General features: G+C 75.1%; 20 protein-coding genes. 6 read left to right on the forward strand and 14 right to left on the reverse strand.

All coding sequences use genetic code 11. From position 1 onward, the window contains the following. Positions 1-13: 13 nt before the first annotated feature. Complete coding sequence (gene eccB, locus SXIN_RS07825; RefSeq protein ID WP_019709775.1) at positions 14-1,543, reverse strand: type VII secretion protein EccB; 1,530 nt, start codon at positions 1,541-1,543, stop codon at positions 14-16. A gap of 175 nt (positions 1,544-1,718) precedes the next feature. On the opposite strand from eccB, the gene eccE reads away from it, so the two are divergent. After that, positions 1,719-3,044: a type VII secretion protein EccE gene (eccE, locus tag SXIN_RS07830; RefSeq protein WP_019709776.1), complete on the forward strand. Its 1,326-nt coding sequence runs from the start codon at positions 1,719-1,721 to the stop codon at positions 3,042-3,044. Next, on the forward strand, positions 3,044-3,763 hold the full coding sequence (locus SXIN_RS07835; protein ID WP_019709777.1) for a hypothetical protein: 720 nt from the start codon (positions 3,044-3,046) through the stop codon (positions 3,761-3,763). Before eccE ends, SXIN_RS07835 begins: the two co-directional genes overlap by 1 nt. 106 nt (positions 3,764-3,869) lie before the next feature. Here SXIN_RS07835 and SXIN_RS07840 read toward each other — a convergent pair whose 3' ends face one another. Both SXIN_RS07840 and SXIN_RS07845 read right to left on the reverse strand, forming a co-directional pair. Next, positions 3,870-5,462, reverse strand: a complete 1,593-nt coding sequence (locus SXIN_RS07840) for an outer membrane protein assembly factor BamB family protein (protein WP_095756778.1) — start codon at positions 5,460-5,462, stop codon at positions 3,870-3,872. 312 nt (positions 5,463-5,774) lie between these two features. Beyond that, complete coding sequence (locus tag SXIN_RS07845; RefSeq protein ID WP_019706787.1) at positions 5,775-5,966, reverse strand: hypothetical protein; 192 nt, start codon at positions 5,964-5,966, stop codon at positions 5,775-5,777. Between the two features lie 581 nt (positions 5,967-6,547). Between SXIN_RS07845 and SXIN_RS07850 the strand changes: the two genes are divergently transcribed. Then, the gene (locus tag SXIN_RS07850) at positions 6,548-9,265 is read left to right on the forward strand and encodes an SCO5717 family growth-regulating ATPase (RefSeq protein WP_095756779.1); all 2,718 of its coding nucleotides are present in this window, start codon (positions 6,548-6,550) and stop codon (positions 9,263-9,265) included. 290 nt (positions 9,266-9,555) lie between these two features. Here the strand turns inward: SXIN_RS07850 and SXIN_RS07860 are convergent, their stop codons facing one another. The 8 genes from SXIN_RS07860 to rimP all read right to left on the reverse strand — a co-directional run bounded on the left by SXIN_RS07860 (position 9,556) and on the right by rimP (position 18,276). Beyond that, positions 9,556-10,548, reverse strand: a complete 993-nt coding sequence (locus SXIN_RS07860; protein ID WP_019709779.1) for a bifunctional riboflavin kinase/FAD synthetase — start codon at positions 10,546-10,548, stop codon at positions 9,556-9,558. A 513-nt stretch (positions 10,549-11,061) separates the two neighbouring features. After that, on the reverse strand, positions 11,062-12,060 hold the full coding sequence (gene truB / locus SXIN_RS07865; protein ID WP_095756781.1) for a tRNA pseudouridine(55) synthase TruB: 999 nt from the start codon (positions 12,058-12,060) through the stop codon (positions 11,062-11,064). Next, the gene (rbfA, locus tag SXIN_RS07870; protein ID WP_095756782.1) at positions 12,057-12,563 is read right to left on the reverse strand and encodes a 30S ribosome-binding factor RbfA; all 507 of its coding nucleotides are present in this window, start codon (positions 12,561-12,563) and stop codon (positions 12,057-12,059) included. Before rbfA ends, truB begins: the two co-directional genes overlap by 4 nt. 77 nt (positions 12,564-12,640) lie before the next feature. Beyond that, positions 12,641-12,937, reverse strand: a complete 297-nt coding sequence (locus tag SXIN_RS07875; RefSeq protein WP_019709781.1) for a DUF503 domain-containing protein — start codon at positions 12,935-12,937, stop codon at positions 12,641-12,643. Between the two features lie 153 nt (positions 12,938-13,090). Then, the gene (gene infB / locus SXIN_RS07880; RefSeq protein ID WP_095756783.1) at positions 13,091-16,135 is read right to left on the reverse strand and encodes a translation initiation factor IF-2; all 3,045 of its coding nucleotides are present in this window, start codon (positions 16,133-16,135) and stop codon (positions 13,091-13,093) included. A gap of 161 nt (positions 16,136-16,296) precedes the next feature. Further along, the gene (locus tag SXIN_RS07885) at positions 16,297-16,596 is read right to left on the reverse strand and encodes a YlxR family protein (RefSeq protein ID WP_095756784.1); all 300 of its coding nucleotides are present in this window, start codon (positions 16,594-16,596) and stop codon (positions 16,297-16,299) included. Positions 16,597-16,750: 154 nt separating this feature from the next. Beyond that, complete coding sequence (gene nusA / locus SXIN_RS07890; RefSeq protein WP_019709783.1) at positions 16,751-17,746, reverse strand: transcription termination factor NusA; 996 nt, start codon at positions 17,744-17,746, stop codon at positions 16,751-16,753. Between the two features lie 2 nt (positions 17,747-17,748). Further along, complete coding sequence (gene rimP / locus SXIN_RS07895; RefSeq protein ID WP_019709784.1) at positions 17,749-18,276, reverse strand: ribosome maturation factor RimP; 528 nt, start codon at positions 18,274-18,276, stop codon at positions 17,749-17,751. Positions 18,277-18,526: 250 nt separating this feature from the next. On the opposite strand from rimP, the gene SXIN_RS07900 reads away from it, so the two are divergent. From SXIN_RS07900 to SXIN_RS07910, 3 genes are all read left to right on the forward strand, one after another. Beyond that, complete coding sequence (locus SXIN_RS07900; RefSeq protein WP_095757965.1) at positions 18,527-19,135, forward strand: hypothetical protein; 609 nt, start codon at positions 18,527-18,529, stop codon at positions 19,133-19,135. A gap of 139 nt (positions 19,136-19,274) precedes the next feature. Next, the gene (locus SXIN_RS07905; protein WP_095756785.1) at positions 19,275-19,802 is read left to right on the forward strand and encodes a ferritin-like domain-containing protein; all 528 of its coding nucleotides are present in this window, start codon (positions 19,275-19,277) and stop codon (positions 19,800-19,802) included. Positions 19,803-19,884: 82 nt separating this feature from the next. Further along, positions 19,885-20,823, forward strand: a complete 939-nt coding sequence (locus SXIN_RS07910) for an aminoglycoside phosphotransferase family protein (protein ID WP_095756786.1) — start codon at positions 19,885-19,887, stop codon at positions 20,821-20,823. Between the two features lie 77 nt (positions 20,824-20,900). Here SXIN_RS07910 and SXIN_RS07915 read toward each other — a convergent pair whose 3' ends face one another. The 3 genes from SXIN_RS07915 to SXIN_RS07925 all read right to left on the reverse strand — a co-directional run bounded on the left by SXIN_RS07915 (position 20,901) and on the right by SXIN_RS07925 (position 24,089). Then, positions 20,901-22,595, reverse strand: a complete 1,695-nt coding sequence (locus SXIN_RS07915; RefSeq protein ID WP_019709785.1) for a proline--tRNA ligase — start codon at positions 22,593-22,595, stop codon at positions 20,901-20,903. A 100-nt stretch (positions 22,596-22,695) separates the two neighbouring features. Next, positions 22,696-23,229 (reverse strand): GNAT family N-acetyltransferase, encoded by a 534-nt coding sequence (locus SXIN_RS07920; protein WP_019709786.1) that lies wholly within the window; start codon positions 23,227-23,229, stop codon positions 22,696-22,698. A gap of 14 nt (positions 23,230-23,243) precedes the next feature. Then, a complete protein-coding gene (locus tag SXIN_RS07925) occupies positions 23,244-24,089 on the reverse strand; it encodes a GNAT family N-acetyltransferase (RefSeq protein ID WP_019709787.1) in 846 nt (281 codons plus the stop codon). Positions 24,090-24,286: the final 197 nt, after the last annotated feature.

The raw sequence follows: 24,286 nt of genomic DNA on the forward strand, positions 1-24,286 counted from the left end.
GGTCCGCCGGCCCTCACGAACCCTGCGGCTGGCGCGCGGCGCCGGTGGACAGCCGCGGACCGGTCGGCAGGAACGTGGACCAGGCCGCCGGGACGGGCAGCGGATCGACGTCCTTGTAGCCGAGCCGGTTCTGCGCCTGCTGCGCTTCCTGCATCCGTTGCTGCTTCTCCCGCTCCGAGCCGGAGGACCCGATGCCGGAGTCCTCCGCGGCGCTGTCGCCGTTGGACTGCATGGCGTAGCGGAGCCCGGTGTCGGTGACGAGGAAGAGGAAGCCGGTGCCGGTCTCGGACCCCTTGAACTGGCGGAAGAGCTGGCCGGATCCGGGGGTGACGTAGGCGCTGCTGGAGCCGGTCGGCAGCGGGGCGGGGAAGCCGGTCCCGGCCCAGGTGCTGAGCGTGGTGGAGCCGTCGTCGGCGTCCACCTCGCGGAGGACGTTGCACACGGTGTTGCGGCTGCCCTCCGCGGTGCCGGCCTCGTTGACGGCACGCGGCGCGTACTCGGGCCACCGGTTGTCCCGTCCGAAGGGCTCCGAGGGCTCGAAGGCGGCGGCGCTGACGGGCTTCGCCCGCCCGTCCGGGCTGAGCCCGACCAGCTGCGGGCTGCTGAGCAGGAGTTTGGCCGTGAAGTCGGACACCGGGGCGACCCTGCCCTGCAGGACGACGTAACGCTGCTTGCGTGTGCCGTCGGTGGCGGTGAGAACCATGCCGACCTTGTCGGCCTCCGGCTCCAGTTCGCCCGGAACGCCGGCGGGCTCGCCCACCGGGCCCGGCACGGTCGGGAAGTCGACGGTGTCACCGCGGTGAAGGGTCTTCAGCCAGGTCTCGGAGACGCGCTGGGGCTTGTGGTCGTGCCCGACGAGCAGGCGGAGCAGCACCTTGTCCTCCGCCAGGGGGTAGGCGGTGCCGGCGGGGTCGACGACGTAGCGGGTCTTGTCGGGGCCCTCCACGTAGAGCAGTTCACCGCCGCGCAGCCGGTTCGTCCCCTCGGTCTTCGCCATTTCGCGCTCGGCGAGGACGAAGGCCGCCTTCTGGATGGCGCGGCCGCCCTGCCCGGGGCGCTCGCAGACGACCCAGCGCATGGCCTTGCCGGCCTCCTCGGGTTCCGGGAGCCGGTCGGGGGCGTAGGGGATGCCGAGGGTGGCTCCGTGCGGGATCCTCCCGCTGTCGAGCGTCGCCTCGTCGACGGTGATGACCTTGTCCTTGTCGGGGGCGAGCAGCAGCTTGGCCGACGCCATGTTGAGCACCGGGTGGAGCTGCGGCTTCTTCCTGCCCGTCCGCAGCACCACATAGCGGGTGGTGGACTTGCTGGCGATGATCACGTGTTCCTCGGGCACGTCCCAGCCCTTGGGGGCGACCGGTTTGAACATGCCCCAGGCGCCGAACACCGCGAGAACGACCACGCCGACGACGGCCCCCGGTACCACCGCGCGCAGCGGGCGCGGTGCCCCCTCCTCCGAGCCGGTCGCGTTCGGCTGGAGGAACTGCGCGACCAGTCTCCGCCTCGCGAACGTGTAGGCGTTGAGTTCGTCCCGCCGTGATGTCATATGTCCGTTGCCTCTCCCCGCTGGACGGGCAGGTCCGCCACCGGTGGGGGAGCCCTGCCGCCGTGCCGGCCCCTACTATGCCTGCCGGTGCCCGGGGCCCGTTGCTCAGGTAGGGTGACGGCCGTTCAACGCCTCCGGGGCGTGGGTGAATTGAACACGAGGGGGCAACACGGCGATGGGGACGGCGACGCGCGCGCGAACCGGTCCGGCCACCGGTCCGGAGCCGTCCGGCTCCCGGCAGCCGGACGGCTCCGGGGCGGTCACCGCGCCACGGCCCCGGACGACGAGCCTCCGCCCCCTGTCGCGCACCGGCCGCACCGGTTCCTTCCCGCTGCGCCAGCTGGTGCTGGTGGAGGCGGCGCTCGCCGTGGCGGCGGCCGGTTTCGCGCTCGGCGGCGTCTGGCCGGTACCCGCCGTGGCCGTCGCCTGCCTGCTGCTTCTGCCGGCCGTGATCCGCCGCCGCGGCCACGCGATGCCGGACTGGATCGCGACGGTTCTGGCCCTGCGCGGACGCGGGCGTACGGCCGGGCCGCCCGCGCCGGAGACCGACCCGTCGCTGGCTCCCGTCGCGGAGAACGTCCCCGGTTTCCGCCCGTTCCCGCACATCGACCGGAACCGCCGTACCGTCGGGATGCTCGGTGACGGCACCTTCCTGGCCGCGGTGGTGCGGGTCGAGGCGGGCGGGTCCTCGCTGCGGCCCGCCGCCGGCGCCCGCGCGCTGCCGCTGTCGCTGCTCGGGCGTGCCCTCCGGATGGACGACATCGTGCTGGAGTCGGTGCAGCTGGTGCAGCAGGTGCGGTCGGCGCCCGCCCCGCATCTGCCGCAGCAGGCGGTCGCGCGGCTCTCGTACGCCCCGCTGCAGGCGCGGACGGGCGCGCCCGCGCTCAGGATGACCTGGGTCGCGGTGAAGCTGGACCCGGAGCTCTGCCGGGAGGCCGTCGAGGCGCGCGGCGGCGGGCCGGCGGGGGCGCAGCGCTGCCTCGCGCGGGCGGCGGACCATGTGGCGAGCCGGATCACCGGGGCCGGATTCCAGGCCGTCGTCCTGAACCAGGAGGAGCTCAACTCCGCGGTGGCGACCGCGGCGTGTGCCAGCCCGCGGCTGTCGGCGCGCGCCGGGCTCCCGGACAGCGCGCCGCAGCGGCGCACCGTCGAGACATCACGCGTCTGGCGGTGTGACGACCGCTGGCACACCACCTACGCCGTGGGGCGCTGGCCCGAGCTGGGCCCCGCCGCGATGCCGCTGCACCGGCTGGTGTCGCTGGTCACCGCCGCACCGGCGTACGCCACCACGTTCAGCATCTCCTTGCGGCCGGGCCCGCACCGGGGGTCGGTGGACGTCTCCGGCCACATCAGGGTCACCGGGGGCTCCGACACCGAACTGGTGGGCGTGCGGCGTGCCGTCGAGCAGGCCGCGCGGGGGGCGGGCATCGGACTGGTGCGGCTGGACCGGGAACAGCTTCCCGGTGTGCTCGCCACCCTGCCGCTGGGAGGTGCCCGCTGATGGCCCGTACGGAACCGGCGGCGCGGATGCCGCGAGGCCTCCGCGGCCCCCGCGGGGGCGGTCACACCATGGACACGGGCGATCTGGACCTGCTCTCCCTGCCGGTGGGGGACGACGGTGTGGTGATCGGGGACGACGCCGAGGGCCACCCGCAACTGGTGGGATTCCACCGGTCGGTGCCCTACGACGTCCTGCTGATCGGCGGTCTCTGGACGGCTCAGGTGCTGGCCCTGCGGGCGGCGGGCACCGGCGCGCGTGTGGCCGTGGAGACCGGCCGTCCGCAGGAGTGGACCCGCCTCGTCCATGCGGCGGGTGCCGGCCTGGAGTGCATCACCCTGCACGAGGTCGGCCATGTGCCGCCCATGGGTGCCACGGTGGGGAGTCCGGTTCTGGTGGTGCGGGACTGCGGAATGAAGCCCCCGCGGGGCCGGGTGGTCTCGTCCCCCTGGCAGTCGGTCCTGACGCTGCTCCCCTATCTGAGCCCGGTGGGGCCCCGGTTGCTGCGCGGCGCCACCCTGGTGGGCGTGCAGCGGGTGTCTCCGCAGGAGGCCGGGCAGATCGGCCGGATCCTGGGGTTGTCGAGGGCCGAGAGCGACGCCCTGCCGACCCTCGCGGACGGTGTGACGCTGTGGTGTTCGGGGAGTGAGCGCCACTGGGTGATGACCACCGGCACGGACGCCGAGACGGGCCTGCTGGGCATGGCCCGCCGGATGGAATGAGGGGTACGGGCCGCCACGGGGCGCGCGAGGCGCCGTCGCGGTCCGGCGGCCTCCCCGGTCCCGGCGCGTTCCCGCGCGTCCGGTCCGGGGAGGCCCTCCGGCGCTGTCAGCCCTTCCCGATGACCAGGAGCAGCTTCTCCGGGGAGCCGCTGGAGGTGCCCGTCACCCGGTCCGAGGCGAGGTAGAAGCGGCCGTCCTCGTACACCAGGAACGGGGAGTAGAAGCCGTTCTCCGCGTCGCGCGCGGCCGCCGGGTTCTGCATCAGCGTCGTCGGCTTGCCGCCCTTGGCGCCGATGCTGACGATCCGGCCGCTCTTCTCATAGGTGGGCCGCTGGTAGGCGATGAGGTTTCCGCCGTCGGTGCGCAGCGGCATCATCGTCAGGTCGTCCCCCGCGGCGGACTTCCACTTCCGCTTGCCGGTGTCCAGGTCGAAGGCGTGGATCTCGTTGTAGCGGCCGAAGCCGTCACCGCTCTGCTTCTTGTCCTCGGTCGGCAGGTAGAACGTGTCGTCGCTCGCCGCGACGCCCTGGCAGCCGTCCAGCTTCTGCGACATGATCCGCAGGCCGCAGGCCGGGCGGTAGGTCTCCTTGCCGAGATCGATCTGCGAGCGGACCTTGCCGTCGCCGCCGATCGCCAGGATGCCGCCGGACTTGTTGTCCTTGTCGGAGAGGGAGACGACGACGGGGTCGGCGGAGAAGATGTTGCTGACGTTGAAGCCCTTGGGGGCCTGGTACGTCCACTCGGCCTTGCCGCCGGAGGAGAGCTTCTGGAGCCGGCCGCCCTCGGTGCAGGAGTACGACCGCAGCAGGAACGTCCCGCCGCCCGCGAAGCCGTTGGGGGTGCACCCGCTGACCCGTGCCGTGTCCGTCAGTTCCTTGCCGTCCTCCAGCCGGAACAGGGCCGATCCGCCGAACCAGGAGGAGCCGACGGTGTCGCCGCCGACCGCCACCGTGGTGCCGATGAAGCCGCCGAATCCGCCGCCCTGGGGCAGGGCCTTGTCCCAGACCTTCTTGCCCTTCTTCAGGTCGATCAGCGCCAGGTGGCTGCACTTGTCCTTCTTCTCGCCCTCGTAGGCGACGGCGACTCTGCCGTCGGACGTGGCGTTGACGGAGGACGCGCAGACGGGGCCGCCGAGTTCGACGGACCACTTCTCCTTGCCCTTCCCGGCGTCATAGGCGGTGACGGACTCCAGCGCGGCCTTCACGGCGGAGCCGTCGGCCAGCCAGAACCCGGGGGTGTCCACACCGGACTTGGGCACGTCGGGCGCCGGCTTCTGCCACAGCACCTTGCCCTCGCCCTTGCCGCCGGAGCCGGTGAGGCCGTCGTCGCCCGGGCGGGCGCCCGCTTCGTCGTCGCCGTCACCGCCGCCGCCGTCGATCTCGGCGCTGTCGCCGTCCTCGCCACCGCCCTTCTCGCCGGCGCCGGCGGAGGGCTTGGCGCCGTCGTCGTCACCGCCGGAGACGGCGAAGACCGTTCCGCCGACGGCGAGCAGGACCGCCAGGACGCTGCCGATGATGATGGCCGTGCGCTTCTTGTCCGGACCGCCGGGCGGGGGCGGGGGCATGGTGGGCGGCGGGTACGCGCCGTACACCGGCTGCTGCGCGTACGGGTTGGGCTGCCCGTAGGGAAGGCCGGGCTGCTGCCCGGGCTGCGGTGGGTTCCACGGCCCGGCGGGCGCGCCCTGCGGTGCCGGGGGCATGGGCGGCGGCTGGTTCGGCGGGGGGCCCGGGGGCTGGCTGGGCGGCTGGTTCGGGGGTTGGTTGGGCGGCTGGTTCGGCGGCGGAGGCGGCTGCGACATGGTGGGTTCCCTCGTTGGTGGTGCGGTGCGTCGGTGGATACGGGTCGGTGGACGGGCCCGGGCCGCCCGCCCGGCGAGCGGGCGGACGGTCCGGCGGGCCGGCGGCGCCCGCCCGGTGGGGCGGGGCGGGATGAGCGTATGCCGTGCCGGGCTTCACCGTCCCGGCGGGCGGCGGCTATGCGTAGGCGACGATCAGGAACTCCTCGGAGCCCGTCAGGGATGCGCAGACCGGTCGAGCTGCTGGACGGCCTTCCGGTCGGCGATGCGGTAGACGGTCGTGACGCCCTGGGCGGCCACGGCCACCGTCTGCTCCGTGACGGCCAGTTCCCAGGGTTCCGGGCCGGCGTGGGCCGGGACCGGCACCCGCCGGGCCCCGGCTCCGCGCTCGTCGCACCGCGACCCCATAGACCCGCATCTCCCCCGTGTGCGCGGCTCGTTGGACCGTGCTCCGTCCCCTCGGCCCTCTACTATGCCGTTGGGTACTCCGCACGCGTCGTGCGGGTCGGGCGAGTTCCGGCGGGCCCGCCCGGGAGGCCGCCGGGAGCGGCGTGGCGGAGGGCGGGACGGCGGGTCTCGGCACCGTGGGGTCCGGGCGAGGGAGTCACCCTTTGGTGTAGCGAGCGGGGCCGTCCCCGCGCGGCGGGGTCCCGGGTGGCCGGGGAGCCGGGACGCCCGGCGGGCCGGGGGTACGGGCCGGGTCCCCGGTACGGCTCCGGCCGGGTGGTGCCCGGGAGTTGGGCGGACCGCCGCGGGGCACGGCGGGTGACGCACGGCCCGTCCACCGGGCATCACGGAGACACGGGCCGCCGGTCCGCGCCGGACGGGCCTGCCGGACACAGGGTCCCGGTGATTAGGCTTGGCCGGGAGTCGGCGGCACAATCTGCGGGCGCGGCCGCCGCGTCATCACGGGGCGCGCCGGTGCGGAGGCCGCTGAAAGGCCGCCGCGGTACGGCCCATGAGGGTGCAACACCACACCAGGAGGCATTGTGAGCAGCGATCGGGACGAGATCCGCGCGGGCGGAACCACACCCGGCGAGGACCCGTCCGACGCGGAGCACGAGCACGAACAGACGGGCGAGTTCACCATCGACTACACCCCGCCGGCCTGGTACACGCAGAACACCCCCGGTGCCCCCGCGGCCGGGGACGGCGCGCCGGAGGCCGCCGGGCCGCCACCGGGCACCGCCGCGCCCCCGCCCCCGCCTCCGGCGGGAACCCCGGCCGCCGGCGTGCCGGGGCTGCCGGCGCACGGCGGATTCGAACCCGCGGACGGGCCCGCCGTCCCCCCGCCGGGCCCGGCACCGACCGACCCGGCACCGGCCGACCCGGCCCCGCCGCCGGCGGCGCCTCCGCACGCCTCCGTACCGCAGCAGGCCCCGTATCCGCCGCCCGCCGCGGCACCGGCCATGCCCCCGATGCCTCCGGCACCCCCGGCCCCGGCGCCGGAGCCCGCGTCCCCCGCGCACGGCCCGGAGGGCGAGGGCCCGGCCGCCGCGGCGCCGGACGCGCCCTCCCCCGGTGCCGCGGACGAGACCGGCGAGGGCGGTGACGAGCGTCCGCCGCCCGGCGGCGCCACCATGCGCTTCTCGGCGGCCGCGCTGCGCCAGGAGATCGCCGGCCGCTCCGCCGGACAGCCGGCGGACGGCGCGACCGGCGGCGGAGAGGACGCGGAGGGCGGCGACGCGGCCGGCCGCGCGGACGAAGGCACCCCCGCCACTGACGCGCCCGGCGGGCCGCGCCCGGCCGAGGACGGAGCCTCCGGCGGCGACACGCACCCGGACGGCCCGGGCCCGGACAACACCGGAGCCGCCCCGGACGGTGAGTCCTCCGGCACCGCTCCCGCCGGGGCCCCGCCCGCCGACCGGCCGGCGCAGCCCGCCCCGGGCGCTCCGCTCGTCCCCCCGCAGGCACCCGGCCCGCCTGCGGGACCGGGTACGCCGCAGGGCGGGCTGCCACCGCTGCCCCCGTCCTTCCAGGCCGCCGACACACCCCCCGGCCCGCCGCCCGCTCCCGGTTACGGCTACCCGCAGCAGCCCCCGGCCGGGCCGGCCCCCGTACCGCCGCAGCCCGCGGCCCCGTGGCCCCCGCACGGGCCCGCGGCACCCCAGCACCCCCAGGCCGGTTACGGCTACCCGCAGTCCGGAGCCCCGGCCGCGCCCGGCGCGGGGGAGGCGGCCGGGCCGCAACCGCCGGCCCACCAGCCCCAACACCCGCAGCCGCCGCAGCAGTACGACCCGGCGGCCGCCCAGGGCGCCCAGCCCGGCTACGGCTACCCGCAGCCCGGCGCCCCCGCGCCCGGCACCGCACCGCAGCCGCAGGGCCCGCAGCCGTACCCCCAGGCGGACGCGGCCCCGCCCGCCGCCCAGCCGCAGCAGCAGGGCTACGCCGCGCCGCCCCCGCAGGCCCCGGTGGACCCCCGCACCGGCGGCTGGCCGACCGTCAGCCCCGAGGACCGCCGGCAGGCCGCCCACGGCGCACCGCTCGGCTACACGGCCGCCGTGGAGCTCTCCTCCGACCGGCTGCTGCGCAACAACAAGCCGAAGCCCAAGAGCAAGGCCCCGGGCGCCGGTTCGCGGTTCCGTCTCGGCGGCAAGAAGGAGGAGGCGGAGCGGCAGCGGAAGCTGGACCTGATCCGGACGCCGGTCCTCTCCTGCTACCGCATCGCGGTGATCAGCCTCAAGGGCGGCGTCGGCAAGACCACGACCACCACCGCCCTCGGCGCGACGCTCGCCACCGAGCGCCAGGACAAGATCCTGGCCATCGACGCCAACCCGGACGCGGGCACCCTCGGCCGCCGCGTCCGCCGGGAGACCGGCGCCACCATCCGGGACCTGGTGCAGGCGATCCCGCACCTCCACAGCTACATGGACATCCGCCGGTTCACCTCGCAGGCTCCCTCCGGCCTGGAGATCATCGCCAACGACGTGGACCCCGCCGTCTCGACGACCTTCAACGACGAGGACTACCGCAGCGCCCTGGACGTCCTGGGCAAGCAGTACCCGATCATCCTCACCGACTCGGGCACCGGCCTGCTCTACAGCGCCATGCGCGGGGTGCTCGACCTCGCCGACCAGCTCATCATCATCTCCACCCCCTCCGTCGACGGGGCGAGCAGCGCCAGCACCACCCTGGACTGGCTCTCCGCGCACGGCTACGCCGAGCTGGTGCAGCGCAGCCTCACCGTCATCTCGGGCGTGCGGGAGACCGGCAAGATGATCAAGGTGGACGACATCGTGGCGCACTTCCGGACCCGCTGCCGGGGCGTCGTGGTGGTCCCCTTCGACGAACACCTGGCCGCCGGCGCCGAAGTGGACCTCGACATGATGCGGCCGAAGACCCGCGAGGCGTACTTCAACCTCTCCGCGCTCGTCGCCGAGGACTTCGTCCGCGCCCAGCAGGAGCAGGGCCTGTGGACACCCAACGGCGGCCCGCCGCCGCAGACGGCCCCGCCGCTCCCCGGCCAGTACCAGCAGGCCCCGTACGGGCAGCAGCCCGGGCAGCCGTACGCCCAGCCGGGCGGGGCACCGCCGCCTCCTCCGCCGGGGCAGCCGGGGGCGCAGCCCTCTCCGCCGCAGCCGGGACAGCAGCCCGGCCAGGCCCCGCCGCAGCCGCCGGCCTGGCCGCAGCAGCCGCAGGGCGGTTACGGCTGGCCGCCCCAGTACCCCGTGCCGCCGGGCCAGCCGGGCCAGCCGCCCCAGCAGTGAACCGGCGCGGTGCCGCCGGGGCCGGGGCTCACCGGGCCGCGGGCCGGTGAACAGCCCCGGCGGGATAGGAGGTTCGCGGTAACGGATGAAGGCCCCGGGTGTCCGGGGCCTTCATCCGTTCTCCGTACCGGCGATGAACGCGCCCGGCCCGGAGCGCCGGGATCCGGATCCGCGCTTCGCGGGTCCTCTCCGGGCTGTCCGGCCGCTCCGCGCGCCGGCACCGGACGGCCCCCGGGCGTCACGGGTACCTCCGCGCCGGGGCCTGCCGCGCCCGGAGACCGGCGGGCTCCTCAGGAACGGCCGGTGACGGGGCCCCCCGCACCGTCGTCCGCGCCGTCCCGCTCCCCGGCGATCAGGCCCCGGGAGCGTTCGACGTCCTCCGCGATGCCCTCCTTCAGCGCCCCGATCGTCTCGAACCGCCGCTGGCCCCGGAGCCGGGCGAGGAACTCCACCGCCACGTGCAGGCCGTACAGATCCAGCCCGACCCGGTCGATGGCGTAGGCCTCCACGGTCCGCTCGGTGCCGTCGAACTGCGGATTGGTGCCGACCGAGATCGCCGCGGGCATCGACTCCCCGTCCGCCTCCAGCCAGCCCGTGTAGACACCGTCGGCCGGGACGGCGGTGTGCGGCAGCGTCTCCACGTTCGCGGTGGGATAGCCCAGTTCGCGGCCGCGCTGCGCGCCCCGGACGACCACGCCCTCCACCCGGTGCGGGCGGCCGAGGATCTCGGCGGCACCGGCCACGTCGCCCTCGGCGATCAGCCGCCGGGTGAGGGTGGAGGAGAACGGCTCGCCGCCGCCCGCCTCGCCGCTGACGTACAGATCGACGACCTCGACCCCGAAGTCGTAGTCCCCGCCGAGCTCGGTGAGGAGGGCCACGTCACCGGCGGCGCGGTGGCCGAAGCGGAAGTTGGGCCCCTCCACGACCGCCTTCGCGTGCAGCCGGTCCACGAGGACCTTCACCACGAAGTCGGCGGGCGAGAGCTGGGAGAACTCCTTGGTGAAGGAGAGCACCAGGACGGCGTCCACGCCCAGCCCGGCCATCAGTTCGGCGCGCCGGTGGTGCGGTGCCAGCAGCGGCGGGTGGCTGCCCGGCCGGACGACCTCGCTGGGGTGCGGGTCGAAGGTGACGACGACCGCCGGGACGCCCAGCTCGCGGGCGCGCTCCACCGCCCGCCCGATGATCAGCTGGTGCCCCCGGTGCACGCCGTCGTAGGAGCCGATGGTGACGACGCTGCGCCCCCAGTCCTCGGGGATCTCCTCCAGACCACGCCAGCGCTGCACTGTGACCGCTCCTCGCCCGAATGTGTGAACCCGTGGTGTGTGCCGTCCTGTGAACGGCGCCCGCGGTACCTGTCGGTGTCCGCGGGTCCAAGACTGCCATGCCGGGTGACCGTGCCCGCCATCGGCACCGGGAGCGGGGGCGGGCCGGTTCCGGGCGCCCGGGCCGCCCGCCCGGTGAACGCGCCCCCCTCGCACTCCCCCGGTTCACTCCAAGTGCTTCCCCGCGCGGGTGAGCGGGCCGGGTGCCGTGGACAGAGATCAGCCGGGAGGGGGACCGTGGATCGGGCGGGCGCGCAGCCATCGCGCCGCCCGCTCCACGGTGGGCCGTCCCCGGCCCGCCGACCCGCGAGCCGGGGCGGCGGGGACGGCGCCGCGCGCCACCGCCGGCGCCCCGAACCGCGCCACCGTCCGGGGCACCGTCCGCGGCGGCACCTCTCCACCGTCACCTTCCCTCGGCCGCTGCCGTCCGCGCCGCGTCCCCGCGAGCGTCAGCGCCCGGCCAGGCCGTCCGCGTCAGGCGAAGACAGCCAGGCTCTTCGCCTTGCCCCGCGCGCCCTCCACCAGGGCCAGGAAACGCCCGTCCGGGCCGAAGACGGCCGTCGGGCGGCCCTCGGCGAGGCCTGGGGCGTCCAGGCGGACGCCGTTCGACAGCAGCCGGGCCTGCTTCTCGTCCACGTCCCAGCGCGGGAAGGCCGCCGCCGCGGCCTCGGCGAGCGGCATCACCGGCAGGCCGTTGACCGCTTCTCCGGCCGCGTCCACCGCCGTCTGCAGCTCCTCCAGGGTGTGCGCGGCGTCCAGCCCGTACGGGCCGACACGGGTGCGCCGCAGAGCCGTGAGATGGCCGCCGGTGCCCAGGGCCGCGCCGAGGTCGCGGGCGAGGGCGCGTACGTAGGTGCCGGAGGAGCAGACCACGGTGACGTCCGCGTCCAGCACGGTCGTGCCGTCGTCCGCGACGGCCGCCCGGACGGTCCGCACGGTGAAGACCGGCACGCTGACGGGCCGGGCCGCCAGTTCGAACTCCTCGCCCTCCCGCGCCCGCTTGTAGGAGCGCTTGCCGTCCACCTTGATCGCGCTGACCTTGGACGGCACCTGCAGGATGTCGCCGGTCAGGCGGGCGACGGCGGCTTCGACGGCCGCCCGGCCCTCCCCCGCCGCCTCCGTGGCGCCGGGCGGCAGGCCGGTGGTGCCCGCCGAGGCGGTGACCTCGCCCTCCGCGTCGTCCGTCACGGTCGTCTGGCCGAGCCGGACGGTGGCGGTGTACTCCTTGTCGGTCAGCGCGAGATGGCCGAGCAGCCGGGTGGCCCGGCCGATGCCGGTGAGCAGTACGCCGGTGGCCATCGGGTCGAGCGTTCCGGCGTGCCCCACCCGGCGGGTGCGGGCCATGCCGCGCAGCCGGGCCACGACGTCGTGCGAGGTGTGCCCGGCCGGCTTGTCCACGACGACCAGGCCGTCCGCTGCCGCGATACGGGGGGCGCGCCGCGCTCCACGCCCCCCGGTGTCCTTGTCCGTCATGCCCGCGGAGCGCCCTCGCCGCCGTTCTCGCGCCCGGCCGCGCCGCCGGGCTCCTCCTCGCCGAGGTCGTCGTCCTCGAATCCCTCGTCCGGCTTGCGGTACGGGTCGGGCCCGCCCGCGTAGTCGGCGCCCGTGGCGGTCTCCCGCACCTGCTCGTCCTGGGCGCGGGCCCGGGCGAGCAGGTCGTCGATGGTGCGGGCGTTGTCCGGCAGGGCGTCCGGCACGAAGGTCAGGCTCGGCGTGTGGCGCACACCGGTCTGCCGGCCCACCTCGGAGCGGAGCACGCCCTTGGCGCTCTCCAGCGCCGCGGCGGAGGCCGCGCGCTCCTCGTCGTCGCCGTAGACCGTGTAGAAGACCGTGGCCTCCCGCAGGTCGCCGGTGACCCGGGCGTCCGTGATCGTGACGAACCCCAGTCGCGGATCCTTGATGCGGCGGTCCAGGGTCTCCGCGACCACGACCTGGATGCGATCGGCCAGCTTGCGGGCCCGCGCGTTGTCGGCCATCGGTCCGTCTCCTTCTTGTCTTCCGGCATCTTGCTTCGGCGGCTGCGTCGCCGCCCCCGTGGCGCGTCACGACGCGCTCAGTCGTCGTCCTCGCCGTGGAACCGCCGCCGTACCGACAGCAGCTCCACCTCCGGCCGGGCGGCGACGAGGCGCTCGCACCGGTCCAGTACGTCCGTGAGGTGCCCCGTGTCCCCGGAGACGGCCGCCAAACCGATCCTGGCCCGGCGGTGCAGATCCTGGTCGCCGGTCTCCGCGACGCTGACGGCGTACTTGCGCTGCAGCTCGGCGACGATCGGGCGGACGACGGAGCGTTTCTCCTTGAGCGACCGCACGTCGCCCAGGAGCAGATCGAAGGACAGCGTCCCTACATACATGGAGTACAGGTCATGCCACCTGCGGGGCCTCGGGTGTGGTCACCGCCCCGGCCGCCGGCGGGGCGGCGGGGGACAGAAGAACCGTACACGCAACGGCCGGGGCCGATCGACGGAGATTTCCTCCGCCGACCGGCCCCGGTTCCGCCGTGGGGATCAGCCGCGCGGCTTCTCCCGCATCTCGTACGTCGCGATGACGTCGTCGACCTTGATGTCGTTGTAGCTGCCGAGGTTGATACCGCCCTCGAAGCCCTCACGGATCTCGGTGACATCGTCCTTGAAGCGCCGGAGGCCCGCGATGGTGAGGTTCTCCGCGATGACCTTGCCGTCCCGGATGAGACGCGCCTTGGTGTTGCGGCGCACCTCGCCGGAGCGGACCAGCACACCCGCGATGTTGCCGAGCTTGGAGGAGCGGAAGACCTCGCGGATCTCCGCCGTACCGAGCTCGACCTCTTCGTACTCGGGCTTCAGCATGCCCTTCAGGGCCGCCTCGATCTCCTCGATGACCTGGTAGATCACCGAGTAGTACCGGACGTCCACGCCCTCGCGCTCGGCCATCTGCGTGGCACGCCCCTCGGCGCGCACGTTGAAGCCGATGACGATGGCGTCGGAGCCGGTCGCCAGGTCGATGTCGGTCTCGGTGACCGCACCCACACCGCGGTGCAGGATGCGCAGGTCGACCTCTTCGCCGACGTCGAGCTGGAGCAGCGAGGACTCGAGAGCCTCCACCGAACCGGACGCGTCGCCCTTGATGATGAGGTTGAGCTGCTGCACCTCGCCGGCCTTGAGCACCTTGTCGAGGTCCTCCAGCGACACCCGGCGGGTGCGCTTGGCGAAGGCCGCGTTGCGCTCGCGCGCCGCGCGCTTCTCGGCGATCTGGCGGGCCGTGCGGTCCTCGTCGACGACGAGGAAGTTGTCGCCGGCGCCCGGGACGTTGGTGAGACCCAGGACCAGGACGGGGGTCGACGGACCCGCTTCCTCGATCGTCTTGCCCGTGTCGTCGTGCATCGCCCGGACGCGGCCGTACGCGTCGCCGACCACCATCGTGTCGCCGACCCGCAGGGTGCCGCGCTGGACGAGCACGGTGGCCACGGCGCCGCGGCCGCGGTCGAGGTGCGCCTCGATCGCGATGCCCTGCGCCGACTGCTCCGCGTTGGCGCGCAGGTCGAGCGCGGCGTCCGCGGTGAGGACGACGGCCTCCAGCAGGTCCTCGATGTGCAGGCCCTGCTTGGCGGAGATGTCGACGAACATGGTGTCGCCGCCGTACTCCTCGGCCACGAGGCCGTACTCGGTCAGCTGACCGCGCACCTTCGCCGGGTCCGCGCCCTCGACGTCGATCTTGTTGACCGCGACCACGATCGGCACCTCGGCGGCCTTGGCGTGGTTCAGCGCCTCGACCGTCTGCGGCATCACGCCGTCGTTCGCCGCGACCACGAGGATCGCGATGTCGGTGGACTTGGCACCACGGGCACGCATGGCGGTGAACGCCTCGTGACCCGGGGTGTCGATGAAGGTGATCTTGCGCTCTTCACCGTTGACCTCGGTGGAGGCCTGGTAGGCACCGATGTGCTGGGTGATGCCGCCGGCCTCGCCCGCGATGACGTTCGTCTTGCGGATCGCGTCGAGCAGGCGGGTCTTGCCGTGGTCGACGTGACCCATGACGGTCACCACCGGCGGACGCGCGACGAGCATCTCCTCGCCGCCCTCGTTCTCGCCGAACTCGATGTCGAAGGACTCGAGAAGCTCGCGGTCCTCCTCCTCCGGGCTGACGATCTCGACGGTGTAGTTCATCTCGTCACCGAGCAGTTGCAGCGTCTCGTCCGAGACCGACTGCGTGGCGGTGACCATCTCGCCGAGGTTGAGCATCACGGCGACGAGCGACGCCGGGTTGGCGTTGATCTTCTCCGCGAAGTCGGTGAGGGAGGCACCACGCGACAGGCGGACGGTCTGTCCGTTGCCGCGCGGCAGCATCACGCCGCCGACCGACGGGGCCTGCATGGCCTCGTACTCCTGGCGCCTCTGCCGCTTCGACTTGCGGCCGCGCCGCGCCGGACCGCCGGGACGGCCGAAGGCGCCCTGCGTTCCGCCACGGCCGCCGGGACCACCCGGACGGCCACCGAAGCCGGGACGGCCGCCGAAGCCGCCGGGACCACCGGGACGGCCGGCGAAACCGCCGCCACCGCCACCGGGACGACCGCCGCCGCCACCGCCGGGACGGCCGGCGAAGCCGCCGCCACCGCCGCCGGGACGACCGGCACCGCCGGGACGGCCGCCGCCACCGGGACCGCCCGGACCGCGTCCGCCCGGACCCGGGCGGGGGCCCGCGGCCGGACGCTGCGGCATCATGCCGGGATTCGGGCGCGCGCCGCCGCCGGGACGGGGACCGCCCGCACCGGCCTGGCCGCCCTGCGGACGGGGCATGCCGCCCGGCGAGGGACGGGCACCGCCCGGAGCCTGCGGACGGGGACCGCCGCCGGCACCCTGCGGACGCGGGGCGCCGCCGGGAGCCTGGCCGCCGGGACGCGGGGCGCCACCGGGACGCGGGGCCGGACGGGCCATGCCCGTGCTGCCGCCGGAGGTGAAGGGGTTGTTGCCCGGACGCGGGCCGCTGCGGCCGCCGGGACGGCCGGCCTGGCCGCCACCGGGACGGGCGCCGGGACGCGGCGCCTGGTCACGGCCGCCCTGACCCTGGTCGCGGCCCTGGCCGGGAGCGGCCGGACGGGCCGGACGCGGGCCGGGAGCGGACGCGGGCTTGGGTGCGGGCGCCGAGGGGGGCGCGGTGAACTCCGGAGCCGCGGGGGCCGCCGGAGCGGGCTTCGGCGCCGGGGCCTTGGGGGCCGGCGCGGGACGCGGGCCCGGGGCGGGCGCCGCGGACGGCTTCGGGCCGGGGGCGGCCGGAGGCCGCGGACCCGGGGCGGGAGCCGCCTTCGGACCCGGCTGCGGGGCAGCCGGACGGGCCGCGCGCGGGGTGGGCGCGGACGGCTTGGAGGGCGCCGCCTTGCGGGGCGCCGCGGGCTTGCCCGCGGCACGGCCGGAGCCGTTGCCCTGCTGGAAAGCGTCGGTCAGTTTGCGTACAACGGGCGCCTCGATCGTGGAGGACGCCGAACGGACGAATTCGCCAAGTTCTTGGAGCTTGGCCATGACGACCTTGCTCTCGACTCCGAACTCCTTGGCGAGTTCGTATACCCGGACCTTTGCCACTTCGCTCCTTCTGGTCCGGGTTCCGCCGGACCGTCGCTACTTCATGGGCGTACTCATCGCGTACTCATCGAGTGCTCATCGCAATCTCGACCTACTTCCGACTCGCGAGGTACCTGACCGCACGGTTTCCCGTGCCGTTCTCTTACGGTTGTGCCTGTCTCTTACGGTCGCGCCTGTGCGTCGGCCCGCCGTTCGAGGAACGCCCGCACCGCGTCGGTGCCGAGCGGTCCCGGGCCCCGGAAGGCCCGGGGAAAGGCCCGGCGGCGGACCGCCGGGTCGAGACAGGCCTGGGTGGGATGCAGATACGCACCCCGACCGGGCAGCGTACCGCGTGGATCGGGCACGCACTCGCCCCCGACCACCGCGATACGCAGCAGATCGCCTTTGGCCGCACGCCGACGGCAGCCCACGCAAGTGCGCTCGGGGCACGCCTGGGCATGCGTCCGGCCAGACGTCCTCAAGTCTACCTCCCCGCGTCGGCGTCACCCCTTCCAGGGTAAGGACGGCGCAGTAGTCCGCTGTTCCCCCGGCCGCGCACCGCGGTCCGTGGCGGTGGCCACGCGCCGGGACGGCCGGCAGCCCGGGCGCGCGGCCCCGTACGTTCGCGCGCCCCGCTCAGTTCTCCCGGCCGTCCTGCCGCTCGGTGTCGGGGCGGATGTCGATCCGCCAGCCCGTGAGCCGCGCGGCCAGGCGGGCGTTCTGGCCCTCCTTGCCGATGGCCAGGGAGAGCTGGTAGTCCGGGACGGTGACGCGGGCGGACCGCGCCGCCATGTCCACGACCTCGACCTTGCTGACCCGGGCCGGCGACAGCGCGTGCGCCACCAGCTCGGCCGGGTCGTCCGACCAGTCCACGATGTCGATCTTCTCGCCCTGCAGCTCCGCCATCACGGCGCGGACGCGGCCGCCCATGGGGCCGATGCAGGCGCCCTTGGCGTTCAGCCCGGAGCGGGTGGACCGGACGGCGATCTTGGTGCGGTGGCCGGCCTCGCGGGCGATGGCGGCGATCTCCACCGAGCCGTCCGCGATCTCCGGCACCTCCATGGCGAAGAGCTTCTTCACCAGGTTGGGGTGGGTCCGCGAGAGCGTCACGGAGGGGCCGCGCACCCCCTTGGCCACCCGGACGACATAGCTGCGGAGCCGGGCGCCGTGGGAGTAGTCCTCCCCCGGGACCTGCTCCTGCACCGGCAGGATCGCCTCCAGCCGGCCGATGTCGACCAGGACGTTCTTCGGGTCCTTGCCCTGCTGCACGACGCCCGCGACGACGTCGCCCTCACGGCCGGCGTACTCGCCGAAGGTGATCTCCTCCTCGGCGTCCCGGAGCCGCTGCAGGATGACCTGCTTGGCGGTGGTCGCCGCGATCCGGCCGAAGCCCGAGGGGGTGTCGTCGAACTCCTGGGGCTCGGCGCCCTCGTCGACGTCCTCCGGGTCCTCCTTCGCCCAGACCGTCACATGCCCGTTCTCGCGGTCGAGTTCGACGCGTGCGCGGCGGCGGCTTCCCTCGGTGCGGTGGTAGGCGATGAGGAGAGCCGACTCGATCGCCTCGACCAGCAGGTCGAAGGAGATCTCCTTCTCCCGCACCAGACCCCGCAGGGCACTCATGTCGATGTCCACGGCTACGCCTCCTCCTGGTTCTCGTCCGCACCGGCCGCGGTGACGCGCCCGTCGGCCTTGCGATTGAACTCGATCTCCACGCGTGCCCTGTCGATCTCACCGAAGGCGAGCCGCCGGGTGGTGGGCTTGCGCCCCTTCACCCCGGGCACTTCCAGATCGAGTCCGTCCTCGTCGGCGGAGAGGATCCGGGCGGTGAGCTCGCTCCCGTCGGTGAGCCTGGCCTTGATCAGCCGGCCCGTGGCACGGCGGTAGTGGCGCGGCTCGGTCAGCGGGCGGTCGGCACCGGGAGAGGTGACCTCGAGGCGGTAGGCCGCCTGTCCCATGGCGTCGGTCTCGTCGAGCTTCTCGGAGACCGCGCGGCTCAGTTCCGCGCAGGTGTCCAGCAGCACACCGGTGTCGGAGTCCACGACGATCCGGAGGACCCGCATCCGGCCGACGGGGGTCACCTCGATCTCTTCCAGATCCAGGTCTCGCGCGGCGACCAGCGGTTCGAGCAGTCCGCGCAGCCTCTCGCTCTGGGTGGTGCTCATCCGGGTGACTCCTCGGCCGCGTGTGCTGTTGTCTGGAGATCGCGTGTCAGACCACAGAGTATCCGGTCGCGGAGGGTGTCGTGTCCGCCTCCCGGAGGGCCGCGGTGGGGCCGCGCCCGACCGGTCGGCAATTCGGAAGCCGAACGCGGGTACGCTCAAGGCGGCCGATCAAGGACGCGTGCGCCCGCCCGTTCCGCCCGGCCCCTCCCCAGCTCGACCGCGGCTCCCCGCACGACCCCAGGATGTGACCGTGCCGCCCACCACGCCGTCGCGAGCCCTGTCCGGGCCCCGCAGAAGGAGTCTGTTCGCCGGGGCCCTCGCCGCCGGGCCCGGTGCCCTCCTGCTGTCCGCGTGCTCCGGGGGCGGCACGGCAGCGGAGGGCGGCAAGCCGGACGCGGCGGACCGGCGGCTGCGCGAACGGTCCGCGCGGGAGTCCCGGGACCTGCTGCTGCGGTACGACGCCACCGCCGCCGCCCACCCGGAGCTGGCGGACGTCCTCGCCCCGCTGCGGGCGGAGACCGCGCTGCACGCCACGGCCTTCGAGGCCGGGGACCGCTCCGCCGCCCCCTCGGCACCGCCCCGGTCCGGCGGCCCCGGCCCGGAGGGCCCCGGCGTACCGCCGGCCGCGCCGTCCCCGGCCCGGTCCCCGGACGCCCCGCCGGACCCGGACGCCCCCCGGGCGCCGGAGGTTCCGGGGAAGCCCGCCGAGGCCCTCAAGGCCTTGTCCGGGGCGGAGCGCCGTACCGCCGACGCCCGGACGGCGGCCCTCTCCCGCGCGGAGCCGGAGCTGGCCCGGCTGCTCGCCTCGGTCGCCGCGTCCGGCGCGGCCCACGCCTACCTGCTGACCGAGGCCGCCTGATGACGGGGGTGCGCCACGCGGCCGCGCCGTGGCCGGGCCCCGCGCGGGGCCGCGGTCCCGGGCGGCCCGCGGCAGACGTCCCGCCCGTCCGTCCCCCGGTCCGCGAGCTGCCGGGCCCCCTCCCGGAAGGCAGAGCCGCATGACCACGGCACGGACCGCACCCCGCGACGGCGATGCCCCGCCCGAGGGCGTCCTCGGCGCCGCGCAGCACGCCCTGCGCGCGGAGCACGCCGCCGTCTACGGCTACGGGGTCGTCGGCGGCCGGATCGGCGAGGAGCGGCGCGAGGAGGCACGCGAGGGGCACGACGCCCACCGCGCGCGCCGCGACGCGCTGCACCGCACGGTCCGCGACCTGGGCGGTGAGCCGGAGGCGTCCGCCGCCGCCTACGCGCTGCCCTTCCCGGTGCCGGACGCGGCAGCGGCGGTGCGGCTGGCCGCCGAGCTGGAGGACCGGGTGGCGGCCGTCTACGCCGATCTCGTCCGGGCCTCCGAGGGCGGGCTGCGCCGGGAGGCGGCGGGCGCGCTGCGGGAGGCGGCGGTCCGGGCGGTGCGGTGGCGGGGCGGCAGCGTAGCCTTCCCTGGTCTCGCCGAGCGCTCGGCGCCGGCCGGACCCACGGGCGGCGCGACGGGCGACGGACCGGCGAGCGGTGACGCGAGCGAGCTCTGAACGCCGCGCCCGTGCGGCCGGCGGCGCGTGACGCGGTGAGACGGCGGCGATGGTGACGGCGACGGAAGGGGACGGACCGGGCATGGCTTCCGCAGCACGGCCCGAGGAGGGCGCTCCGCTCGGGCCGCCGCCGCGTCTGGCACGGGCACTGGAGGAGACGGGCGCCGAGGGCGCCGGCCGGACGTGGCTGGAGGACCTGCCGGGGCTGGCCCGGGACGCCCTGCGGCGCTGGGAGCTGACCCCCGAGCGGGTGCAGGAGCCCGGCGGCCGCAGCAGCCTGCTGGTGCTGGTGCGGCGCGCCGACGGCGGCCGGGCCGCCCTGAAGCTGGTGGCCCCCGGCACGGACGCCGCGGCGCAGCGAGCGGCGCTGGCGCACTGGGACGGCTTCGGCGCCGTACGGCTGCTGGAGGCGGACGACGCGGCCGGTGCCCTGCTCCTGGAGCGGCTGCACGGCGAGGTGTCGCTCAGCTCGCTCCCCGAGGCCAAGGCCCTGCTGGAAGCGGCGGGCACGGTACGGCGGCTGTGGACGGAGCCCGGCGGCGGGTACCCGTATCCCTCGGTGACGGACCGCACCGCGCGGACGGCGGAGCTGCTGCGCGCGGCGGCGGACGAGCCCTCGGCGGCCGACGTCCGGCCGCTCGCCGGACAGGCGCTGGCGGCCCGCGCGGAGCTGACGGCCACCGAGCCGGAGCGGCTGCTGCTGCACGGCCGGTTCCGGGAGGGCAAGGTCCTGGCGGGCGAACGCGCCCGGTGGCTGGCGGTCGGCCCCGATCCGCTGGTGGGCGAGCGCGCCTACGATCTGGCTCTGCCCGTCCTGGACCGGCTGGAGGACCTGGTGGCCGCTCCGGGCGGGGCGGCCGCCGCCCGCCGGAGGGTGGGCAGGCTGGCGGACTCCCTGGAGGTCGACCGGGACCGGCTGCGCGGCTGGACGGTCTTCCGCGCGGTGGCGGACGGCCTGCCGGCTCTGGCCCGCGGCCACCGGCGGGGCGCTCTCCTCCTGGAGTTCGCCGGCTGGCTCTGACCGGGCCGCGCCCCGGAGCGGCGGTTCCGGGGCGCGGCGGTGTGCGCCGCGGCGAGTGCGCTGCCGCCGGGGGGCGGTCAGCCGCTGAGGCGGGCCAGGGCCTCGTCGACCGTCAGTTCCTCGCGCTCGCCGGTGCGGCGGTCCTTGAGCTCGACCACGCCCTCGCCGGCCCGGCGGCCCGCGACCAGGATGACCGGCACACCGATCAGCTCGGCGTCGGTGAACTTCACGCCCGGGGAGACGCCCGCCCGGTCGTCCACGAGCACCCGCACCCCGGCGGAGTGCAGCTTCTCGGCGACCTCCAGGGCCAGTTCGGTCTGCTTGGCCTTGCCGGCGGCGACGATGTGGACGTCGGCCGGGGCGATCTCGGCGGGCCAGCACAGGCCCTTGTCGTCGGCGGTCTGCTCGGCGAGAGCGGCCACGGCGCGGGAGACGCCGATGCCGTAGGAGCCCATGGTGACCCGGACCGGCTTGCCCTCGCGGCCGAGGACGTCGAGCTGGAAGGCGTCGGCGTACTTGCGGCCGAGCTGGAAGATGTGGCCGATCTCGATGGCGCGGTCGATCTGCAGGCCGGTGCCGCACTTCGGGCAGGGGTCGCCGGGCTCGACGACGACCACGTCGAGGTACTCGTCCACCTCGAAGTCGCGGCCGCAGACGACGTTGCGGGCGTGGGTGCCCTCCTTGTTGGCGCCGGTGATCCAGCTGGTGTTCGCGGCCACGCGGGGGTCCGCGATGTAGCGGAAGGCGCTGCCGGCCATGGACTGCGGGCCGACGTAGCCGCGGACCAGGTCGGGGCGGCCGGTGAAGTCCTCGGCCGTCACCAGCTCCACGACGGCCGGGGCCAGGTGCTCGCCGAGCTTGCCGAGGTCCACCTCGCGGTCGCCGGGGACACCGACGGCCGTGATCTTGCCGTCCACCTTGACGAGCAGGTTCTTGAGGGTGGCCGAGGCGGGCACGCCCAGGAACTCGGCGAGGGTCTCGATGGTGGGGGTGTCGGGGGTGTCCAGTTCCTCGACGGCCGGGTGGTCCGCGGGCTCCACCGGGGGCACCACGGTGGTGACGGCCTCGGTGTTGGCCGCGTAGTCGCAGGCCGGGCAGTCGACGAAGGTGTCCTCGCCGGCGGCGGCCGGGGCGAGGAACTCCTCCGAGGCCGAGCCGCCCATGGCGCCGGAGACGGCGGAGACGATGCGGTAGTCCAGGCCGATGCGCTCGAAGATCCGGGTGTATGCCTCGCGGTGCAGCCGGTACGCCTCGGCCAGGCCCTCGTCGTCGGTGTCGAAGGAGTACGAGTCCTTCATCAGGAACTCGCGGCCGCGCAGCACGCCGGAGCGGGGGCGCGCCTCGTCCCGGTACTTGGTCTGGATCTGGTAGAGCACGACCGGCAGGTCCTTGTAGGACGTGCACTGGTCCTTGACGGTGAGGGTGAAGATCTCCTCGTGGGTGGGGCCGAGGAGGTACTCGGCGCCCTTGCGGTCCTTCAGCCGGAACAGCAGGTCCCCGTACTCCTCCCAGCGGCCGCTGGTCTCGTACGGCTCCTTGGGCAGCAGGGCGGGGAGCAGCACCTCCTGGGCGCCGATGGCGTCCATCTCCTCGCGGACGACCCGCGAGACGTTCTCCAGGACCTTCTTGCCCAGCGGCAGCCAGGTCCAGATTCCGGCGGACGCACGGCGGACGTACCCGGCGCGGACCAGCAGCTTGTGGCTGAGGGTCTCGGCATCGGCCGGGTCGTCGCGCAGCGTCTTGAGCATCATCCGGGACATGCGCTGGACCATGAGGTTCTCTCCTGCGTGGAATAAGTGATTGCCCTGGAGGCTACCGAAAAGCGGGGCCCGCCGAGGACGGCGGGCGCCCGCCGCCGCCGGCCGCCAGCCGCTAACGGTGCAGCGGCAGCGGGGCGCCCATCACCGCGTACGGGCTGGGGGCGCTCGGGAAGTAGACGGGGCGGGCGAGGTCCCGGTAGCCCAGCGACCGGTAGAGGCCGCGGGCGGGGCTGTCGGTGTCGATCGCCGAGAGGAGGCTCCGCGGCTCGGTGGCGGCGTCGGTGAGGACGGTGATCAGCCGGCGGCCGATGCCGCGTTTCTGGTGGTCGGGGAGGACGTGCAGTTCGGTGACGACGAAGGCGTCGTCGAGCCAGGCATCCCGGCCCTCGCGGCGCAGATACGGTTCGACGACCGTGGACCACCAGTGGCCGCGGTCGTTGGGCATCCCGTAGGCGAAGCCGACGAGGCGGCCGTCCGGGGCGGTGGCGCCCAGCGCGCGGGCGCCGCGGCTGGTCATGTGGCGCTGGACGATGTGCCGCCGTACGCCGACCTCCTCGTCGGTGAGCCCGAAGGCGAGGGCTTGCACGGCCAGCGCGTCGTCCACCCGCGCGATCAGGTCGAGCGGGCCGACCACGACGTCATCCATGGCGGCGAGACTACTCAAAAGAGCACGCTCATGAACGCGCCGGTCTCGCGGAAGCCGACGCGCCGGTAGGCCGCGCGGGCCGCGGTGTTGAAGTCGTTGACGTAGAGGCTGGCGAGCGGCGCGACGTCGGCGAGGGCGTAGCGCAGCACGGCGGCCATACCGGTCTCGGAGAGCCGGCGGCCGCGGAACTCCGGGGCCACCCAGACGCCCTGGATCTGGCAGGCCCGGTCGGTGGCCGCGCCGATCTCGGCCTTGAAGACCACCCGGCCGTCCTCGATGCGGGCGAAGGAACGGCCGGCGGAGACCAGTTCGGCGACCCGGGCCTGGTAGAGCAGCCCGCCGTCGCCGGCGAGCGGGGAGACGCCGACCTCCTCGGTGAACATCGCCACGCAGGCGGGCATGACGATGTCCATCTCGTCCTTCCGGACGCGCCGGACGTACGGGTCGGGGGCGATGTCCGGGGGCACCGCGGAGGCGACCATCAGGGGCTGGCAGGGGCGGACCTCCCGGGCGGGGCCCCAGCTCGGCTCCAGCAGCGACCAGAGCAGGGCGGTGGTCTCGGCCGGGCCGACGATCGAGGAGCAGCGGCGGCCGGCGCGGCGGGCGCGTTCGGCGAAGGCGCGGACGGCCTCGGGGCCGGCCTCCACGGGGACGAGGTTGGCGCCGGCGTAGGCGAGGGATTCCAGGCGGCCGTCGGCGTACCAGCCCCACATCTCGCCGCCGAGCCGCCAGGGGTCGAGGCCGGCGGCCTGGACCCGGGCGGCGACGAAGGCGTTGGTGACCGGGTCGCGGTCGAGCACCGCGAGGGTGGCGTCGAGATCACCGGGGCCGAGGACCCTGGTGGTCGTCTGGGTCAACACGTGTCGGGGCCTCACCGTCTGCTGCTGCGTCGTTCCGGGGCGACCCCTGGTGCGCCGGGGTGGGCGTCACGCCCCGGGGTCCGTCTGTCCCGTCCTCGGGACGGGCCCTGGCCCCCAGCCGCACTGTACCTCCCCCGTTCCCGGGCCACCCGGTGTGCCCGGTGAACGGGCGGACGGCGGCCGCGGGTGCCGGGACC

The sequence above is a fragment of the Streptomyces xinghaiensis S187 genome, from assembly GCF_000220705.2.
GTDB lineage: Bacteria > Actinomycetota > Actinomycetes > Streptomycetales > Streptomycetaceae > Streptomyces > Streptomyces xinghaiensis.

What these genes read in the sequence shown, in the direction of transcription:
- eccB (WP_019709775.1), bottom strand. Translation starts at nt 1,543, where the DNA reads ATGACATCACGGCGGGACGAACTCAACGCCTACACGTTCGCGAGGCGG.
- eccE (WP_019709776.1), top strand. Translation starts at nt 1,719, where the DNA reads ATGGGGACGGCGACGCGCGCGCGAACCGGTCCGGCCACCGGTCCGGAG.
- SXIN_RS07835 (WP_019709777.1), top strand. Translation starts at nt 3,044, where the DNA reads ATGGCCCGTACGGAACCGGCGGCGCGGATGCCGCGAGGCCTCCGCGGC.
- SXIN_RS07840 (WP_095756778.1), bottom strand. Translation starts at nt 5,462, where the DNA reads ATGCCCCCGGCACCGCAGGGCGCGCCCGCCGGGCCGTGGAACCCACCG.
- SXIN_RS07845 (WP_019706787.1), bottom strand. Translation starts at nt 5,966, where the DNA reads ATGGGGTCGCGGTGCGACGAGCGCGGAGCCGGGGCCCGGCGGGTGCCG.
- truB (WP_095756781.1), bottom strand. Translation starts at nt 12,060, where the DNA reads ATGACGGACAAGGACACCGGGGGGCGTGGAGCGCGGCGCGCCCCCCGT.
- rbfA (WP_095756782.1), bottom strand. Translation starts at nt 12,563, where the DNA reads ATGGCCGACAACGCGCGGGCCCGCAAGCTGGCCGATCGCATCCAGGTC.
- SXIN_RS07875 (WP_019709781.1), bottom strand. Translation starts at nt 12,937, where the DNA reads ATGTATGTAGGGACGCTGTCCTTCGATCTGCTCCTGGGCGACGTGCGG.
- rimP (WP_019709784.1), bottom strand. Translation starts at nt 18,276, where the DNA reads ATGAGCACCACCCAGAGCGAGAGGCTGCGCGGACTGCTCGAACCGCTG.
- SXIN_RS07905 (WP_095756785.1), top strand. Translation starts at nt 19,275, where the DNA reads ATGACCACGGCACGGACCGCACCCCGCGACGGCGATGCCCCGCCCGAG.
- SXIN_RS07910 (WP_095756786.1), top strand. Translation starts at nt 19,885, where the DNA reads ATGGCTTCCGCAGCACGGCCCGAGGAGGGCGCTCCGCTCGGGCCGCCG.
- SXIN_RS07915 (WP_019709785.1), bottom strand. Translation starts at nt 22,595, where the DNA reads ATGGTCCAGCGCATGTCCCGGATGATGCTCAAGACGCTGCGCGACGAC.
- SXIN_RS07920 (WP_019709786.1), bottom strand. Translation starts at nt 23,229, where the DNA reads ATGGATGACGTCGTGGTCGGCCCGCTCGACCTGATCGCGCGGGTGGAC.